The following is a 17,509-nucleotide window of genomic DNA, read 5'->3' on the forward strand; positions in this document are numbered from 1 at the left end:
ACGACGCGTTCGCTTCCGTCTTCATTGCGCAGCACGGCCAGTGCGGGCAACGGCGTCAACGACAGACGCTCAGGGGTGGTGCGTGAGGCCTTGGCCTTCAGGCCGAGTTGCCTGGCCGCTTGCAGCAGCGTGGCAGTCGTTATGGGCTCGGAAGGCGTCAGGCCCAGTTGGTGCGCCAGCAAAGACGCATCGGCTGCTACTTGATGAAATCGCGCAATGGTGCACAGCGCGACAAGAGATGCCGGTGTGCCCGTCGGCGGGTCTTCGCCCTCTGAAAAGTTGCGCGTGTTCGCATTTGGGGCCACCGCAGGCGGCCCCGCCATCTCTCTCGTCATTCGCTCGCTCCCTATCTTGAACTCTTCGGTTCAAGTTTTTGGAAGATAGCGTGATCGTTAAATTTGGCTGAAAAGAAGCAGAAAAAAGGGCCAAGCAGAGGGTTGAAAACAACGCACTGTTAAGAGCACTCTCTTCAATGTTTTTCAATCGCTATGTATTCGCTCCGCGTCTGGTCAATTCGAGGCAATGCAGTCTTTCAGGCTTTCAGCCCACCAGGCTGGCCACCGCCCGCACCACACTCACCGCCGCCAGCGCAATCAACAGGTTCAGCACATGTCTTCTGAACTGCTCCGCCGACACGCCCTTGAACGAGCGTTGGCCGTACCAGATGCCCGCGAGCATCGCCGGTGCCAGCCACAGCGCCCACTTGAGCGTGTCCGCGCCCATCAGGTTGCCCGATGCGTGCGCGGATGAAGGGATCAGCGCGGCGCAGATCAGTGCCACCACGTCGCTGAACAGCAGCAGCGCAATCAGCGTGGCGCGCAGCACGGCCGGCGCCATGTTCGTGCTGCTCAGCAGCACCGCGATGGCGATGCCGCCGATGGCCGCCACGCCGTTGATGAAACCCGAGGCCAGCCCGGCCGCCAACCGCACGCCGCGCGTGGGCACCAGCGTCACGTGCGCGCCGCCGCGCAGCAGCAATGCGGCCGCCATCAGCAGCGCGCCTATCAGCAAGCGCAGCGGTGTTTCCGGCAGCCACGCGAGCAGCGCGACACCGATCGGAATGCACACCAGGTTGCCTAGCATCAGCCAGCTGAGCCAGGGCATGTCGATGTGGCGCGCGATGCCGCGCAACTGGCTGAGGCTCGCAAGAATTTCGAGCATGAAAATGGCGGGAACCACCAGCGCGGGCGACACCACCAGCGACATGCCGGCCACTGTGATGGCCGAAAAGCCGAAGCCCGCAAAGCCGCGCACGATGCCGGCCGCAAACACCACGCACAGGCTGTACGCCAGCGTGGCCGGTGCCAGTGGCGGCACCAGCAAGTCGGCCGCCGTCATGCCTCGAAGAGCGGCAACAGCTTCAGGCGTTGCACCTTTCCTGAAGGCCCGCGCGGCAGGTCTTGCACGAAGCGGTAATGGGCCGGCGCCTTGTAGCGCCCGAGCAGGTCGGTGCTGAATGCCCGCAGCTCTTCTTCGGTACACGCGCAGCCTTCGCGCAGCACGATGCACACGCCGATGTCCTGGCCGTAGTGGCGGTCGGGCACGCCCACGGCGGCGGCCTCCAGCACGGCGGGGTGGCGCAGCAGGGCCTCGTCGATTTCGCGCGGCGCAATGTTCTCGCCGCCCTTGATGATCAGTTCCTTGATGCGGCCGGTCACAAAGAAAAAGCCGTCTTCGTCGCGGTGGCCCAGGTCGCCGGTGCGCAGCCAGCCGTCGGGCGTGAAGCTGGCGCGCGTGGCTTCTTCGTTCTTGTAGTAGCCAAGCATCACGTTGGGGCCGCGAATGACCAGCTCGCCGGTCACGCCGTTGGGCACGGCCGCCAGCGCGGCATCGACCACGCCGGCCATGCAGCCCGATGCGCGGCCGACCGAGCCCAGCTTTCGCGCGGCCGGGTCCATCGGGTTGGAGAACGCAGGCGCTGCCGTTTCGGTGAGGCCCATGGTCTCCACGATGCCGATGCCGAACATCTGCTCGAACGCGCGGTGGTGCTCCGGCGGCAGCGCGGCCGAGGCCGAGCGGCAGAAGCGAATGGCCAGCGTTTGCGCCAGCGGCGGCTTCGCGCCTTCGAGCAGGTAAGAGATCATGGTGGGCACCACGTTGATCCAGCTGCACTGCGTTTGCGTGGCCTGTTCCCAGAAGCGCCCGGCAGAAAACTTCGGCGGCATCGCCAGGCTGCCGCCGTGCGCCAGCGGCGCGAGCATGGTCACTGCAAAGGCGTTGATGTGGTACAGCGGCAGCACTGCGAGCACGCGGTCCGAGGGCTGCAGCTGGTGCTCCGCGCTGATGGCGCGCGCATTGGCCGCCAGGTTGCGCTGCGTGAGCATCACGCCCTTGGGCATGCCGGTGGTGCCGGAGGTGTACATGAGCAGCGCAACGGCGTCGGGCGAGGGGGCAGATTCGGCGGCGGCCATGTCTTCTTCGCCCGGCAGTGCGTCGGCCTCGGGGTCGACCACCACCATCTTCACCTGTCGCTCGAAAGTCTCGACGATCTCGCGCACGCGCAGCTCCCACTCGGGCGCCACGCAGACAAGGCGGCAGTCTGAATGCGAGAGCACGTGGTGCATCTGCTCGCGCTGCGACAGCAGGTTGACGGGGTTCACCACAAAGCCGCCGTGCATCGCGCCCAGCAGCAGGCGCAAGGTCTGCAGGCCGTTGGGCATGACGACCGACACGGTGTCGCCCGGCAGCAGGCCCTGTGCGCGCAGCACCGCGGCCACGCGCCGGCAGCCGCGCGCGAGCTCGCCGTAGGCGATGTGCTGCGCCGACTCGGTGGCGCGCGCGTACACCGCGTGCGGCTGGCGCAGCGCCTGCTGCTCGATCAGCGCGTGCACGGTGGTGGCTTCGGTCGCCTCCATCGCTGCGTTCACTTTGCGCCGTGCGTGGCGAAGAAGGCGCCGAAGATGTCGTCTTCGGTCGGCACCACCTCGGGTATCGGCCGCGACACGCGCGTGATGTTCAGGTAGTGGCGGTAGTTCATGTTGTCGGAGAAGTTGTTCTTGCCCCAGGTGCCGCAGCCCATCGACAGCGAAAACGGCAGACCGTTGTCGAAGCTGCCGCCGGTGGCGATGCAGTGCGCCTGGTCGACGATGACGCGCGACACCGGCAGCGTGAGGCCCAGCGCCAGCGCGCGTTCGGGCACGCTGCTGTGCAGCCCCACCGAATGGCCCGCGCCTTCGTAGGCGTAGATGCGCTCGACCGTGGCGGCCGCTTCGTCGAAGTCGCGCGCCGCGTACACGGCCAGCACGGGGCTGAGCTTTTCTCCGGAGAACGGGTGGTCGTGGCCCACGCCGTCTTCCGCGACCATCAGGATGCGCGGGTCGGCGTCTGCAATGGCTTGCCATGCGGCGCGGTTGGCGCCGTCCAGCGCGCCTGCGCGTTCGGCGATGGTGCGTGCCGACTGGCCGATGACGGCGGGTGAGAGCTTGCCTTCGGGCCACATCAGCGCCTGCAGCGTGGCCTTCTGGCCGGCCGCGAGCATGAGGGCGCCACGGTCCTTGAGCGCGGCGAGCATCCGCGCGCGCACCGCATCGACGATGACCAGGCTGTTCTCCGACGAGCAACTGGTCGCGTTGTCGAAGGTCTTGGAGCGCACGATGCGATCGGCCGCGGCAGCGACGTCCGCCGTTTCGTCCACGATGCCCGCCACGTTGCCCGCGCCCACGCCAAAGGCCGGCGTGCCGCTCGCGTAGGCCGCGCGCACGTTGGCCTGCGAGCCGGTGGCCACCACCAGGTCGCACAGGCGCATTAGCTCCGCGGTCGATTGCTTGTTGATGGGCGAGGGCAGCAACTGCACCAAATCGCGCGGCGCGCCGATGCGATCGAACTGCTGGTGGATGAATTCGATGAGCCGCGCGGCGGTCGACCAGCCCTTGGGCGAGGGCGCCACGATGACCGCGTTGCGGCCCTTCAGCGCATTGATGATCTTGTTGGCCGGCGTGGCGCCCGGGTTGGTGGACGGCGTGACGGCGCACACCACGCCCACGGGCCGTGCGATTTCGACGATGCCGCGCGCGGCGTCTTCGCCGATGACGCCGACCGAGCGCGCACCGTGCAGATCGCGCAGCAGGCCGAAGGTCTTTCGGTGGTTCTTGCGCACCTTGTCTTCGACGTTGCCCACGCCGGTGTCGGCCACGGCCAGCTCGGCCAGCTCGCGGTTGCGTGCGGGTTCGATGATGGCCCAGCCGGCCGCGACCACGGCGGTGTCGACCTGGGCCTGCGACCAGGTCTGGTAGACGCGCTGCGCGGCGCGCGCGCGGGCGACGAGTTCGGCAACAGGGGAGGAGGGCGCGGACGAGATTGGGGATGAATGTTCCATGGGGTCTCTGTGTCGGTCAGTCGACTTTGATGCTGGCCTCTTTGGCGAGCTTTTGCCAGCGCACGAGTTCGGTCGTTACTACCTTGCCCAGCTGCTCCGGCGTGCCGCCCACGCCTTCGCTGCCTTGCGCCAGCAGCTTGTCGCGAATGTCGGGCTCTTTCACCACGGTGTTGAGCACGCGGTTGAGTTTGTCGATGGCGGGCTGCGGTGTTTTTGCGGGCACGAACACGGCGTACCAGGAGTCGACGTCGAAGTCGGCAATGCCGGCCTCCTGCATCGTCGGCACATCAGGAAAAGCCGCGCTGCGTTTGGTGGTCGACACCGCCAGCGCCTTGAGCTTGCCGGCCTTCACGAACTGCGCTGCGGCCGGAATCGACACCCACAGCAGCGGCACCTGCCCGCCCATCACGTCGGTGACGGCAGGGCCGCCGCCGCGGTAGGGAATGTGCGTCATGTGTGTGCCGGTGCGCAGCTTCAGCAGCTCGCCCGCCAGGTGCCCGGGCGAGCCGTTGCCCACGGAGGCGAAGGCGATGGTGTCTGGCTTGGCCTTGGCCATGGCCACCAGCTCGGCCACGGTGTTCGCCGGAAACTGCGGGTTGGCCACCAGAATCTGCGGCAGCGACGCAACCATGCCGACCGGCGCGAAGTCTTTGGCGGTGTCGAAGCCCAGTTTGTTGTAGATGGCCGGGTTGATGGTGTGCGACGACAGCGTGAACAGCACCGTGTAGCCGTCGGGGGCCGACTTGGCGACCATCTCGGTGCCGATGGAGCCGGCCGCGCCGCCGCGGTTGTCGATGAGCACGGGCTGGCCCAGCAGCGTTTGAAAGCGCTCCTGCACGATGCGCGCAATGACATCGGTGCCGCCGCCGGGCGGGTAGGGCACGATGAGGCGAATCGGTTTGGTGGGGTAGTCGGCACCGGTGTCGGCGTGCACGGCGGTGGTGACAAGCGCGGGCAGCGCAACAAGCACCATCAGCCCGGCGCGCAACCACGGAACGAGGAACGGCTTCATTCGAGTCTCCTTCTCTTGGATGGGGTCGCGCTGGTGCCTGCGGGCGCTGATGCGGCTGCTGTAGCGCTTGCGTTGACGTTCACGTTCATGCTGACGCGGTAGCCGAGCGTTGCGCTGGCGTCGCGCGCGCAGGCCGTGATGTGGCCGGCCAGCATGCGGGCTTGTGTGCGCGCGAAGCGGATCGAGGGCACGCTCATGCCCACGGCCGCTACCGCGTTGCCGCGTGCGTCGAACACCGGCACGCCGAGCCCGCAGACGCCAAGGCGCCATTCCTCGCGGTTCTCGGCATGGCCGCGGGTGCGGGTGCGTGCGAGTTCAAGAGAGAGTGCATCGAAGTCGGTGATGCTGTTCTTGGTGTGGGCCACCAGGGTGCCCAGGCGTTGGCGCAGCGCGTTGGTGTCGAGCGACGCTGCGGCCAGCAGCGCCTTGCCAGAGGCCACGCAGTACGCAGCGGCCCTGCCGCCGACGCGGGAGTACGCAGCCACGGGCAGGGGGCTGTCGAATTTGTCGAGGTAGACGATCTCAGCGCCGTCGAGCACGGCCAGGTGAATGGTTTCGCCGGTGGTGTGTGCAAGCGCGGCCAGGTGTGGCCGAAGCAGTGCGCCTACGTCGGCGGCTTCGCCCACCAGTGCGCCCAGTTCGAAGAGTTTGAGGCTGGGCCGGTAGGCGCTGGTGCCGGGGTCTTGCACGGCCCAGCCGCATTCAACGAGTGTTTGCAGTGTTCGATGCGCGTTGCTGCGCGCCATGCCGAAGGCCAGGGCCAGGTCGGTGACACGGCAGTCGCGTTGTTGGCGTGTCATCCACTCGAGGGCTGCCAGGCCTTTGGCAAGTGTTGAGTCCATTGGTGTTGTCTCTTGTGTTCCGAATGTTGGAACGCTGTTCTTTTATTCGAGACGTCATTTAGGGACTGTGGCGCGCCTTTGTCAATCGGGAAAATGGATGTAGTGCGTAACGTCTCATTGGTTTTTTGGTTTTGTTCAGGGCGTGTGCACAGGCCGCCGGGTACTCCCCTCCGCGAATGTCCCCCGGGGCTTCGCCCCTCCTCCTTTATTTCGCTGCGGGGAGCACCCGACGCCCTGTGCACTTGGGCACGCTCTGAGTGATCGCACGATCAACCACTGCTCTGAAGACGCTCACGTCGATGGGGTGCCTTGCGCAGCGAAATAAAGGAGGAGGGGCGCAGCCCCGGGGGACATTCGCGGAGCAAGGTACCCCGTCGGCGTGAGCGCCGCCCTGAACAACGCCGCCCTGAACAACGCAACGCTGAACAGAACGCCAGCGCGCAATCAAACACTCAGCGCCTGTACCCACCAGCCATCAGTTCGATGACCTCGCGAAAGACCGCATTGCCACTGGACGCAGCCAGGTCCAACACATGACTGCGGCTGTAGTACGGACTCAAGTCCAGCCCCACGCCAATGCCCGCAATCGCAATGTCCCCCCGTTGCTCCTGACGTGCCACCACATCGCGCAAATGATGGTCCAGGTAATGCGCGTCGTTGGCCAGATGGGTGGCACTGTCCATCGGGGAACCGTCGGACATCACCAACAACAGCTTGCGTGCCTCGTCGCGTTGCCGCAGCCGCGCACAGGCCCAATCGACCGCCTCACCGTCGATACCCTCACGGAACAGGTCGGCCTTCAGCAAGGCGGCCATGGCCGGTCGGGCACGACGCCACGGCGTGGCCGCGGCCTTGAAGACCAGGTGACTGCGCTCGTTCAAGCGACCCGGGTGCGGCGGCCGGCCCGCGCGTATCCACTCGCGCTGGGCACGCCCGCCGTTCCATGCGCCGGTCGTGAAACCCAACACCTCGCTCGCCACGCCGGCCTGCTCCAGCGCGCGCGTGAACACGTCCACCATCATCGCGACCGATTCGGCATGCTCCTTCATCGAGCCCGAGCAGTCGATCAGAAAGGTGACGATGCAATCGGCCACCGGCTCCATTCGCTCGGTACGGAACAGACGGCGTTCGGTCGGTGATGCGACCAACTGCGCGAGCCGGCGGCCGTCGATCAGGCCTTCTTCCTGCCCCCCGCTCCAGCCGTCGCGCTCGGGCTCGGCCAGCAAGGCGCGCAGCTCGCGCGAAAGGCGCGCGATGTTCACGCCCTGCGCTGCAATGCGGCGGTCTAGCTTTTCGCGGTGCTCTGCCAGCACCTCCTTGCGCGCTAGCGTGGCGGCGTCCTGCTCGCGGTCGTAGGCGGTGGTGAAAACGCGGTAGGCGCCGCCCGCGCCGTCCAGCACCGCGCTGCGGCCCGACTCGGCAGTGGTGAAGCGCTCGATGATCTCGCGGTCCATGTCCGCAATCAGGCTGAACACGCTGCGCTTGTCGTCCACATGCGGGTCGCGCGCGGCGCTGGCTTCTTCGCCGGCCTCGTGCAGCATCGCGGCCACGGTGCGCGCGATGGCCAGCGCATGCACCGCGTAGGCGGCCTGGTTTGCACGGTCGCGGCGAAGGCCTGCCAGCGCATGGCCGATGAGCGGGGCCAGTGCGAAGCGGGTGGCCTCGAGCATGTCTTCTGTGGCTTCCACCACCTGCTGGCCGTTGACGCGGGCGCGGCAGATTTGGGCCACGGTGTACAGCAACAGGCCGCGCGCGGTGTCGGTCAAGCCCGAGTCGTGGAAGGCCAGCGACCACTGTTCGTGACGGTGGCGCAGGTTGTGCCGCATGCCGGGCATGGCCTCTGGCGCCATCGCCTCGGCACGGAACTGCTCCAGCATTTCGAACAGCATGCGTTCGACAGGCTCTTCAGGCCGCAGGCTCTCGTGCAGCGCGGCGTCGGACTGCGACAGCCGCAGCGCCAACCCGTCGGCCACGCCGCGGAAGGACGCGAAGTCGTCGGTGTCGGGCGAGGGATGCAGGTGCGGCGCGAACCACGGCAACGCGATGCGGCCGCGGTGCAGCCGCCGTCCGCGAAAGTGCAGGTCCCGCTCGCCGCTGACGGCGCGCACCACGCCCGCGCACAGTTCGGCCACCTGCTCCTCCTGCCGCACCCGGCGCTGCATGGCGCTGGCCGAAGCAGGGGTGTCGGTCATTCGCGCGGGCCTTGTTGTTGCTGCCCTGCCGACAACTGATGCGACTCCTGCAGCTCGCGGTCGAAGCAACGCTGGAAGTATTCGGCCACCAAGGGCCGCTCGGCGTCGTCGCACTTGTTGACGAACGACAGCCGAAACGCCAGCGCCGGATCCTTGAAGATCTCGATGTTCTCGGCCCAGGTGATGACGGTGCGTGGCGACATCAGCGTCGACAGGTCGCCCGCCGCAAAGCCCTTGCGCGTGAGGTCGGCCACGGCCACCATCGACGTGACCAGCTGCGTGCCCGCGGCGTCGGCCAGCGCAGGCACGCGCGCCTGCACGATGGCAATTTCTTCCGCGGCCGGCAGGTAGTTGAGCGAGGCCACGATGTTCCAGCGGTCGATCTGCGCATGGTTGAGCCGCTGCGCACCGTGGTACAGGCCATTCAGATTGCCCAGGCCCACGGTGTTGGCGGTCGCGAAGAGCCTGAAGAAAGGGTGCGGGCGCAGCACCCTGTTCTGGTCCATCAGCGTGAACTTGCCGTCGCGCTCCAGGATGCGCTGAATGACGAACATCACGTCGGGCCGGCCCGCGTCGTACTCGTCGAAGATCAGCGCCACGGGCCGCTGCAGTGCCCAGGGCACGATGCCCTCCTGAAACTCGGTGACCTGCTGGCCTTCGCGCAGCACCACAGCGTCTTTCCCGACCAGGTCGAGGCGGCTGATGTGGCCGTCGAGGTTCAGCCGCACGCAGGGCCAGTTCAGCCGCGCGGCCACCTGCTCGATGTGGGTCGACTTGCCGGTGCCGTGCAGCCCCTGCACCATCACGCGCCGGTCGCGCATGAAGCCCGCGAGGATGGCCAGCGTCACGTCGGGGTTGAAGCGGTAGACGGCGTCGACCTCGGGCACGTGGTCGTCCAGCGCCTCGCTGGGGCTGAAGGCGGGCACCTGCAGGTCGGTGTCGATGCCGAACACCTCGCGCACGCTGAGCAACCGGTCGGGGCGGCGTTGTGCTGTATCGGTCACGATGAAATGCTTTCTTTTGAAGAAGGGGTCAGGCCTGCGCTCGGTCGGTGGTGGCGCTGGCGTCGATGCGGCTCAGCGACTGCGCGGCGCGTTGCAAGGCAGGCAGCAGCGCTTTGGCCTTGGCCGTGTCGAGCCGCATCACCGGCGCCTGCACGGCAATGCACAGGTTCGAAGGCGCGCCGTCGCCGGAAGGCACCAGCGTGGCAATGCACAGCAGGCCGGGCAGAAACTCTTCATGGTCGATGGCGTAGCCGTTCTTGCGCACGCGCTGCACTTCTTTTTCGAGCGCGTCGGGGTCGGTCAGGGTCTGGGGCGTGCAGGCCTCCAGCGGCGCGTTCGACAGCAGGCGGCGGCGCTGCGCCGTGCTCATCTGCGACAGAAAGATCTTGCCGCTGGCCGAGCAATGCACCGGCACGCGCGAGCCGGAGTGCAGGTAGAAGCGCAGCGGCGCGGCGGTTTCCACGCGGTCGAGGTACACCACCTCGCTGCCGGAGAGCGCGGTGAGGTTGCAGCTCTCGCCAATTTCCTCGACCAGTTGACGCAGCACCGTATGGCGCGCACCGTGCAGGCTGTCGTTGAGCAGCAGGTTCTCGGCCAGGCGCCGCAGCCGTGTGCCGATGCCGTAGTGCCGACCGTCGCCTTCGCGCTGCAACAGCCCCGAGCCTTCGAGCTGCTGCAGCATGCGGTGCAGCGTGGGCTTGGGCAGGCCGGTTTCTTCCACCAGGCCCTGCAGCGAGTAGCGCTGGTCTTTGGCGGCCATGACTTCGAGCAACCCGAACAGGCGCATGGTGGGCGTGTCGCCAGCGGGTTCGGCAGTGTCCATGGGGGGCCCTTTGACGATCTTCATGGGGCGGATCATAGGTGTTTTACAAAAAAAGAGACATGGCGTACCGTTTTTTGTAAATTGTTTGACGCGGGCGGGATGCCGTCCTATATTCCGCCGGAATGGATTTCGGAACAAGGAGTTCCGAAGTTTTCAAAGCGCCGGCCCACCGGCAACCGACCGCCACATCCTTCAGGAGACGCCTTCCATGAGCCAGAAGCAACCCGCCGCACCCGCACAGCCTTGGCGCGAAGCCGTCACCGGTGTGCAGAAGATGACGCCCTCCGAGGCCTTCGTCGAGACCATGGTCGCCAACGGCGTGACCGACATCTTCGGCATCATGGGCTCGGCCTTCATGGACGCGATGGACATCTTCGCGCCCGCCGGCATCCGCCTGGTGCCGGTGGTGCACGAGCAGGGCGGCGCTCACATGGCTGACGGCTATGCGCGGGTGTCGGGCCGCCACGGCGTGGTGATCGGGCAGAACGGCCCCGGCATCAGCAACTGCGTGACGGCCATTGCCGCGGCCTACTGGGCGCACAGCCCGGTGGTGATGATCACGCCGGAGACCGGCACCATGGGCATGGGCCTGGGCGGCTTTCAGGAGGCCAACCAGCTGCCGATGTTCCAGGAGTTCACCAAGTACCAGGGCCATGTGAACAACCCCAAGCGCATGGCCGAGTACACGGCGCGCTGCTTCGACCGCGCCATCTCCGAGATGGGCCCGACGCAGCTCAACATTCCACGCGACTACTTCTACGGCGAGCTCACCACCGAGATCCCCAAGCCCATGCGCGTGGAGCGCGGCGCGGGTGGCGAGAATAGCCTGGACGCGGCCGTCGAGCTGCTGGCCTCGGCCCGGTTCCCGGTGATTCTGTCGGGCGGCGGCGTCGTGATGGGCGATGCGGTCGAAGAGTGCAAGGCGCTGGCCGAGCGCCTGGGCGCGCCGGTGGCCAACGGGTATCTGCGCAACGACTCGTTCCCCGCGAGCCATCCACTGGCCGCCGGCCCGCTGGGCTACCAGGGCTCCAAGGCCGCGATGAAGCTGATTGCGCAGGCCGACGTGGTGCTCGCGCTCGGCTCGCGCATGGGCCCCTTCGGCACGCTGCCGCAGCACGGCATGGACTACTGGCCCAAGGACGCGAAGATCATCCAGGTCGAGGCCGACCACACCAACCTCGGGCTGGTGAAGAAGATCACCGTGGGCATCCACGGCGACGCCAAGGCCACGGCCAAGGAACTGCTCAAGCGCCTGCAGGGCAAGACGCTGGCCTGCGACGCCAGCAAGGCCGAGCGCGCCGAGAAGATCAAGGCCGAGAAGGCCGCCTGGGAAAAAGAGCTCGACGAGTGGACCCATGAGCGCGACCAGTTCAGCCTGGACGCCATCGAGGAAGCCAAGGGCGAGAAGACACCCACCGGTGGCAGCTACCTGCACCCGCGACAGGTGCTGCGCGAGCTGGAAAAAGCCATGCCGCCGCGCGTGATGGTCTCCACTGACATCGGCAACATCAACGCCATTGCCAACAGCTACCTGCGCTTCGAGGAGCCGCGCAGCTTCTTCGCGCCGATGAGCTTCGGCAACTGCGGCTACTCGCTGCCCACCATGATCGGCGCCAAGTGCGCCGCGCCCGACCGCCCGGCCGTGGCCTATGCCGGCGACGGCGCCTGGGGCATGAGCATGGTGGAAATCATGACCGCCGTGCGCCACGACATTCCGGTGACCGCCGTGGTCTTTCACAACCGGCAGTGGGGCGCGGAGAAGAAGAACCAGGTCGACTTCTACAACCGCCGCTTTGTGGCGGGTGAGCTTGAGAGCGAGAGCTTCGCGGGCATCGCCAAGGCCATGGGCGCCGAAGGCATCGTGGTCGACAAGCTGGAAGACGTGGGCCCGGCGCTGAAGAAAGCCATCGACATGCAGATGAACGAAGGCAAGACCTGCGTCATCGAGATCATGTGCACCCGCGAGCTGGGCGACCCGTTCCGCCGTGATGCGCTGGCCAAGCCGGTACGCTTCCTGGACAAATACAAGGACTACGTCTGACCCCATGACCGATTCGCTGCTGACGCTCAACGCGGGCTCCTCGTCCATCAAGGTTGCATTGTTCGATGCGGCGCCACCGGGCGGCAGCGATGCGTTGCCGTCGGCACGCTGGTCGGGCCAGGCCGATGGCCTGGGCGCGGGGCTGAAGGCGCGGCTGCGCGTGCACGATGCGCAGGGGCAGCCGCTGCTGGACGAGGTGCTGGATGGGGCACATGCGCACAAGGCCTCGCACCAGGGGGCGCTTGCGGCCTTGCTCGAATGGCATGCCAAGAAAGGAGAGGGCGGGCGCATCGCGGCGGTGGGCCACCGCATCGTGCATGGCGGCACGGACTTCGTGGCGCCGATGCGTGTGGATGCGTCCTTGCTCGATGCGCTGGCCAAGCTCGAACCGCTGGCGCCGCTGCACCAGCCGCACAACCTGGCGGGCGTGCGCGCGGCCATGGCGGCGTTCGAAGGCGTGCCGCAGGTGGCGTGTTTCGACACGGCGTTTCATGCGGTGCAGCCGCAGGTCAACCGCCGGTTCGCATTGCCGCGTGCGCTGCATGACGCGGGTGTGCGGCGCTACGGTTTTCATGGCTTGTCTTATGAATCGATCGTGGCGCGCTTCGGCGCCATCGAACCTGCGCTGGCGCAGAAGCGGGTGATCGTCGCGCACCTGGGCAATGGTGCGTCGATGTGCGGCATGGTGCAGGGGCGCTCGGTCGCGACGACGATGACTTTTTCGCCGCTCGACGGCCTGACCATGGGCACGCGCTGCGGCCACATTGACGCGGCCGTGGTGCTGTACCTGCTGCGCTCGCGCGGCATGTCGGCCGACGATGTCGAGAAGCTGCTGTTTCGTGAATCGGGCTTGCTTGGCATGTCGGGTGTGTCGAGCGATATGCGCGCGTTGGAGGCGTCTAACGAACCTGCGGCTGCGGAAGCGATTGCGCATTTCACCGAGCAGGTTGTTCAGCAGATGGGTAGCCTTGCGGGCGCCTTGCGCGGTGTCGACGCCATCGTGTTCACCGGCGGCATCGGCGAGAACGCGGCGCCGCTGCGCGAACGCATCCTGGAATGCTGCGCGTGGATGGGCGTGAAGGTGGATGCGGATGCCAACCGCGGCGGTGCGGCAAGGCTCACCACTGCCGACAGCCCGGTGAGCGCGTGGGTGCTGCGTACAGACGAAGAGGCTGTGATCGCGCGGCACACGGCGCGCGTGCTGCACGCAGCCTGAAGGGCAGACCGGACAGACCGGGCAGACCGGGCAGCGCGGCCGAACGCTCAGCGCAACGCGGCCGCGCGCGGCACGATCGCGCCGCAATGGCGCAAGAAATCCGCCGTGGCGCCGCCCAGCAACTTGTCGCGGTGCATCACCGTCGCGAGCTTGCGCACCCCCGCCGGCAGCCGCGTGCGCAGCTCGACCAGGTGCCCGTCTTCCAGCGCCTGCGCCACCGTGTAGCGCGACAGGCAAGCCAGCGCGGTGCCCGAAGCCACCACGCGCTTGATGGCCTCGGTGCTGCCCAGCTCGAAGCCCACCTTCACCTGCTCCAGGTTCTGGATCAGCCACGCATCGGTGACCTGGCGCGTGCCCGAGCCATGCTCGCGCAACACCCAGGTGGCCTGCGACAGCTGCTTGTGCGTGGCCACGCGCCCCGCCAGCGCATGGCCGGGGGCGGCCACGATCACCAGTTCGTCGCTGCGCCAGGCGCGCACCACCAGGTCGGGGTGGGTCTGCGGGCCTTCGATGAAACCCACATCGACGTCGAAGCCCGCCACCGCCTCGATCACGTCGCGCGTGTTGGCGATGTGCAGGCGCACCTGGCTCTGCGGATGCAGCGCGGTCCACTGCGTCATGCGCTCCGGCAGCAGGTACTCACCGATGGTGAAGCTCGCCGCCACGCGCAGTGGTGCTGCATGCTCGCCGCTGAACAGCGCCTGCACTTCGCCGGCCTGGTCCAGCAGCGCCTGCGCTTTGGGCAGCAGGGCGCGGCCGTTCTCGTTGAGCACCAGCCGGCGGCCGATGCGGTCGAACAGCAGCACGCCGACAGACTCTTCCAGGTCGGCCAGCGCGCTGCTGGCGGCGGACTGCGAGCGCGCGATGCGCTCGGCCGCGGCGCGGGTGCTGCCGCCGCGCGCGGTGGCCACGAACACCTCCAGCTGGCGCAGGTTCAGGCGCAGTCTCTGCGCCGAAAGTTGATCTGTTTTTCCGGTCATGGTGAAAGATATTCTGCGCTTTTCCGATCGATGACGCGCCCCTAACATCGGCCTTGCCACGCATGAAAACAAAGGACCGACAGTGTTCAGTTTCCTGTCTCGCGAGCCGGTGCACGACCCCCTTGCCGCGCCCACGCCCACTGCCGATACCACGGTCAAGACCACCACCTGCTACATGTGCGCCTGCCGCTGCGGCATTCGCGTGCACCTGCGCGAGGGCGAAAAGGGCCCGGAGGTGCGCTACATCGACGGCAACCCCAACCACCCGCTGAACCAGGGCGTGATCTGCGCCAAGGGCTCGTCGGGCATCATGAAACAGGTGTCGCCCGCGCGCATCACGCAGCCGCTGCTGCGCAAGGCCGGCAGCGAGCGCGGGGCAGGGGAGTTCGAGCCCATCAGCTGGGAGCGTGCCTACGACATGCTGACCGAGCGGCTCGGCAAGATCCGGGCAACCGACCCCAAGAAATTTGCGCTGTTCACCGGGCGCGACCAGATGCAGGCGCTCACCGGCCTGTTCGCGCGCCAGTTCGGCACGCCCAACTATGCGGCGCACGGCGGCTTCTGTTCGGTGAACATGGCCGCGGGAATGATCTACACCATCGGCGGCAGCTTCTGGGAATTCGGCGGGCCCGACCTGGACCGCGCCAAGCTGTTCGTGATGATCGGCACGGCCGAAGACCACCACAGCAACCCGATGAAGATCGCGCTGGCCAAGTTCAAGCGAGACGGCGGGCGCTTCATATCGATCAACCCGGTGCGCACGGGCTACTCGGCCATTGCGGACGAGTGGATCCCGATCAAGCCGGGCACCGACGGCGCGCTGCTGATGGCGCTGCTGCACGAGCTGATCGCCAGCGACCTGATCGACCATGCGTTCCTCAAGCGCTTCACCAACGCGCCGCAACTGGTGGTGCTCGACGACTGCGAGCGGCAAGGCCTGTTCGCCTTCGACCCCGACCCCGCGCGCGGCCCGCCGGGCGACGGCCGCAACCCGCACAACAAGCTGGTGTGGGACCTGGCCGATGGCACGGTGAAAAACGCCTACCCCGAAGGCATTGCCGACGGTTGCAACCCCGCGCTCGAAGGCCACTACACCCTGGCCGACGGCACGCGCGTGGCGCCGTCGTTTCAGCTGCTGCGCGAGCGCGTGGCAAGCTGCACGCCCGAGTGGGCGCAGGCCATCACCGGCATCGATGCGCAGCGCATCCGCAAGCTGGCGCGCGAGATGGGCGACACCGCGCTGAAGCAGGCCTTCGAGCTGCCCATTGCGTGGACCGACGCGTGGGGCAAGAAGCACCCGACCACGCAGGCGCGGCCGGTGGCCTTTCATGCAATGCGCGGGCTGGCGGCGCACTCCAACGGCTTTCAGACGGTGCGGGCGCTGGCCATTCTGATGAGCGTGCTGGGCACCATCGACGCGCCCGGGGGCTTTCGCCACAAGGCGCCGTACCCGCGCCACATCGTGCCCAACTACCGCGCGTTCAACGACCCCGGCATGATCCAGCCGAACACGCCGCTCAATGCGGCGCCGCTGGGTTTTCCGGCCAGCCCGGAAGAGCTGGCCATCAACCCCGACGGGTCGCCGATTCGCATCGACCATGCGTTCTCGTGGGAGCACCCGCTGTCGGCGCACGGGCTCATGCACAACGTGATCACCAACGCGGTGAAGGGCGACCCGTACCGCATCGACACGCTGCTGATCTTCATGGCCAACATGGCGTGGAACTCCAGCATGAACACCATGGCGGTACGCGAGATGCTCAACCGCAAGGACGAGAAGGGCGAGCACATGATTCCGTTTCTGGTGGTGTGCGACGCCTTCCAGAGCGAGACCGTGGCCTTTGCCGACCTGGTGCTGCCCGACACCACCTACCTGGAGCGGCACGACGTGATGGGCATGCTCGACCGGCCCATCTCGGAGTTCGACGGGCCGGTGGATTCGGTGCGCGTGCCGGTGGTGCCGCCCACGGGCGAGTGCCGGCCGTTTCAGGAGGTGCTGATCGAGCTGGCCTCACGCCTGAAGTTTCCGGCCTTCACCACACCCGAGGGCGGGCGCAAGTACACCGGCTACCCGGACTTCGTCGTCAACTTCGAGCCGCAGCCGGGTATCGGCTTCCTGATGGGCTGGCGCGGCAAGGACGGCACCGAGCACCTGCGCGGCGCGCCCAACCCCAAGCAGTGGGAGGCCTATGCGCAGAACAACTGCGTGTTTCAGTACCACCTGCCCGAGACCATGCACTACATGCGCAACTGGAACCGCGAGTACCTGGACTTTGCAAAGGACAAGGGCTGGCGCCAACGCAACGACCCGGTGCAACTGGCGCTGTACTCGGACACGCTGCAGAGCTTCAGGCTCGCGGCGCAAGGCAAGAGTGCGGGGCGGCAACCACCCGATGCGCTGCGCGAACGCATCGACACATATTTCGACCCCTTGCCGTTCTGGTATCCGCCGTTGGAAGAGGCCGCGACCGACCTGGCGGCGTACCCGCTCAATGCGCTCACGCAACGGCCCATGGCGATGTACCACTCGTGGGACTCGCAGAACGCATGGCTGCGGCAGATTCACAGCCACAACTACCTGCATGTGAATCCGCTGACGGCGCAGGCCGCGGGCATCGCAGACGGCGGCTGGTGTTGGGTGGAAAGCCGCTGGGGCCAGGTGCGCTGCATGCTGCGCTACAGCGAGGCGGTGGAGCCGGGCACGGTGTGGACGTGGAACGCGATCGGCAAGGCGGACGGTGCATGGCAGCTCGCGCCCGGGGCCGACGAGGCGCGCAAGGGCTTCTTGCTGAACCACCTGATCACCGAGGAACTGCCCTGCGCGGGCACGGCGGGCGGAACCATCAGCAACTCCGACCCGATCACGGGGCAGGCCGGGTGGTACGACGTGCGGGTGCGCATTCGGCCGGCGGAACCAGGGGAGCCTGAGGAGAGCTTTCCGCAGATTGCGAGCATGCCGGCGGTGCCTGGGGTGCTGGGGAAGGCGGTGAGTGTGTTGACGTACTTTGCGGGGCGACGGAAATGATGCAGTGGCTGAAGGACTTGTTGTCCCCTGTCTTGCCCCCTCTCCCGCTTGCGGGAGAG

13 protein-coding genes are annotated in these 17,509 nt (G+C 67.1%); 3 read left to right on the top strand and 10 right to left on the bottom strand.

Features of this window, described 5'->3' with window-relative positions; genetic code table 11:
• The 9 genes from VLK31_RS29990 to VLK31_RS30030 form a co-directional block, all read right to left on the bottom strand.
• Window positions 1-335: cysteine peptidase family C39 domain-containing protein (locus VLK31_RS29990; protein ID WP_409172128.1), on the bottom strand; the 335-nt coding region annotated here is incomplete at its 3' end.
• A gap of 205 nt (window positions 336-540) precedes the next feature.
• The gene (locus VLK31_RS29995; RefSeq protein WP_409172129.1) at window positions 541-1,338 is read right to left on the bottom strand and encodes a sulfite exporter TauE/SafE family protein; all 798 of its coding nucleotides are present in this window, start codon (window positions 1,336-1,338) and stop codon (window positions 541-543) included.
• The gene (locus tag VLK31_RS30000) at window positions 1,335-2,855 is read right to left on the bottom strand and encodes an AMP-binding protein (RefSeq protein WP_409172247.1); all 1,521 of its coding nucleotides are present in this window, start codon (window positions 2,853-2,855) and stop codon (window positions 1,335-1,337) included. The genes VLK31_RS29995 and VLK31_RS30000 overlap by 4 nt, the downstream gene beginning before the upstream one ends.
• Window positions 2,856-2,863: 8 nt before the next feature.
• On the bottom strand, window positions 2,864-4,315 hold the full coding sequence (gene sauS, locus VLK31_RS30005) for an acylating sulfoacetaldehyde dehydrogenase (protein WP_409172130.1): 1,452 nt from the start codon (window positions 4,313-4,315) through the stop codon (window positions 2,864-2,866).
• A gap of 16 nt (window positions 4,316-4,331) precedes the next feature.
• Window positions 4,332-5,327, bottom strand: a complete 996-nt coding sequence (locus VLK31_RS30010; RefSeq protein ID WP_409172131.1) for a tripartite tricarboxylate transporter substrate binding protein — start codon at window positions 5,325-5,327, stop codon at window positions 4,332-4,334.
• The gene (locus VLK31_RS30015; RefSeq protein WP_409172132.1) at window positions 5,324-6,169 is read right to left on the bottom strand and encodes an IclR family transcriptional regulator; all 846 of its coding nucleotides are present in this window, start codon (window positions 6,167-6,169) and stop codon (window positions 5,324-5,326) included. Before VLK31_RS30015 ends, VLK31_RS30010 begins: the two co-directional genes overlap by 4 nt.
• 452 nt (window positions 6,170-6,621) lie before the next feature.
• Window positions 6,622-8,361 (bottom strand): cobaltochelatase CobT-related protein, encoded by a 1,740-nt coding sequence (locus VLK31_RS30020; RefSeq protein ID WP_409172133.1) that lies wholly within the window; start codon window positions 8,359-8,361, stop codon window positions 6,622-6,624.
• Complete coding sequence (locus tag VLK31_RS30025) at window positions 8,358-9,365, bottom strand: AAA family ATPase (protein ID WP_409172134.1); 1,008 nt, start codon at window positions 9,363-9,365, stop codon at window positions 8,358-8,360. The genes VLK31_RS30020 and VLK31_RS30025 overlap by 4 nt, the downstream gene beginning before the upstream one ends.
• Before the next feature lie 28 nt (window positions 9,366-9,393).
• Entirely contained in the window at window positions 9,394-10,224 is an 831-nt protein-coding gene (locus VLK31_RS30030; protein ID WP_409172135.1) for an IclR family transcriptional regulator, read from the bottom strand.
• 172 nt (window positions 10,225-10,396) lie between these two features.
• On the opposite strand from VLK31_RS30030, the gene xsc reads away from it, so the two are divergent.
• Both xsc and VLK31_RS30040 read left to right on the top strand, forming a co-directional pair.
• Window positions 10,397-12,229 (top strand): sulfoacetaldehyde acetyltransferase, encoded by a 1,833-nt coding sequence (xsc, locus tag VLK31_RS30035; RefSeq protein WP_409172136.1) that lies wholly within the window; start codon window positions 10,397-10,399, stop codon window positions 12,227-12,229.
• 4 nt (window positions 12,230-12,233) lie between these two features.
• Window positions 12,234-13,445, top strand: a complete 1,212-nt coding sequence (locus VLK31_RS30040; RefSeq protein ID WP_409172137.1) for an acetate/propionate family kinase — start codon at window positions 12,234-12,236, stop codon at window positions 13,443-13,445.
• A 47-nt stretch (window positions 13,446-13,492) separates the two neighbouring features.
• Here the strand turns inward: VLK31_RS30040 and VLK31_RS30045 are convergent, their stop codons facing one another.
• Window positions 13,493-14,425 carry a LysR family transcriptional regulator gene (locus VLK31_RS30045; protein WP_409172138.1) on the bottom strand — a complete coding sequence of 311 codons (933 nt, stop codon included), beginning with the start codon at window positions 14,423-14,425 and terminating at the stop codon, window positions 13,493-13,495.
• 82 nt (window positions 14,426-14,507) lie between these two features.
• Here VLK31_RS30045 and VLK31_RS30050 point away from each other — a divergent pair, with 82 nt between their 5' ends.
• Window positions 14,508-17,450, top strand: coding sequence for a molybdopterin-dependent oxidoreductase (locus VLK31_RS30050; protein WP_409172139.1), 2,943 nt, complete (start codon window positions 14,508-14,510; stop codon window positions 17,448-17,450).
• Window positions 17,451-17,509: the final 59 nt, after the last annotated feature.

Origin of the sequence: Variovorax sp. H27-G14 (genome assembly GCF_046156345.1) — a bacterium.
In the GTDB taxonomy this organism is placed as follows: domain Bacteria; phylum Pseudomonadota; class Gammaproteobacteria; order Burkholderiales; family Burkholderiaceae_C; genus Variovorax.

Excerpts from the sequence above, each read along its gene's own strand:
- VLK31_RS30010 (WP_409172131.1), bottom strand. The coding sequence starts at position 5,327 with ATGAAGCCGTTCCTCGTTCCGTGGTTGCGCGCCGGGCTGATGGTGCTT.
- VLK31_RS30020 (WP_409172133.1), bottom strand. The coding sequence starts at position 8,361 with ATGACCGACACCCCTGCTTCGGCCAGCGCCATGCAGCGCCGGGTGCGG.
- VLK31_RS30040 (WP_409172137.1), top strand. The coding sequence starts at position 12,234 with ATGACCGATTCGCTGCTGACGCTCAACGCGGGCTCCTCGTCCATCAAG.
- sauS (WP_409172130.1), bottom strand. The coding sequence starts at position 4,315 with ATGGAACATTCATCCCCAATCTCGTCCGCGCCCTCCTCCCCTGTTGCC.
- VLK31_RS30045 (WP_409172138.1), bottom strand. The coding sequence starts at position 14,425 with ATGACCGGAAAAACAGATCAACTTTCGGCGCAGAGACTGCGCCTGAAC.
- VLK31_RS29995 (WP_409172129.1), bottom strand. The coding sequence starts at position 1,338 with ATGACGGCGGCCGACTTGCTGGTGCCGCCACTGGCACCGGCCACGCTG.
- VLK31_RS30030 (WP_409172135.1), bottom strand. The coding sequence starts at position 10,224 with ATGATCCGCCCCATGAAGATCGTCAAAGGGCCCCCCATGGACACTGCC.
- xsc (WP_409172136.1), top strand. The coding sequence starts at position 10,397 with ATGAGCCAGAAGCAACCCGCCGCACCCGCACAGCCTTGGCGCGAAGCC.
- VLK31_RS30015 (WP_409172132.1), bottom strand. The coding sequence starts at position 6,169 with ATGGACTCAACACTTGCCAAAGGCCTGGCAGCCCTCGAGTGGATGACA.
- VLK31_RS30000 (WP_409172247.1), bottom strand. The coding sequence starts at position 2,855 with ATGGAGGCGACCGAAGCCACCACCGTGCACGCGCTGATCGAGCAGCAG.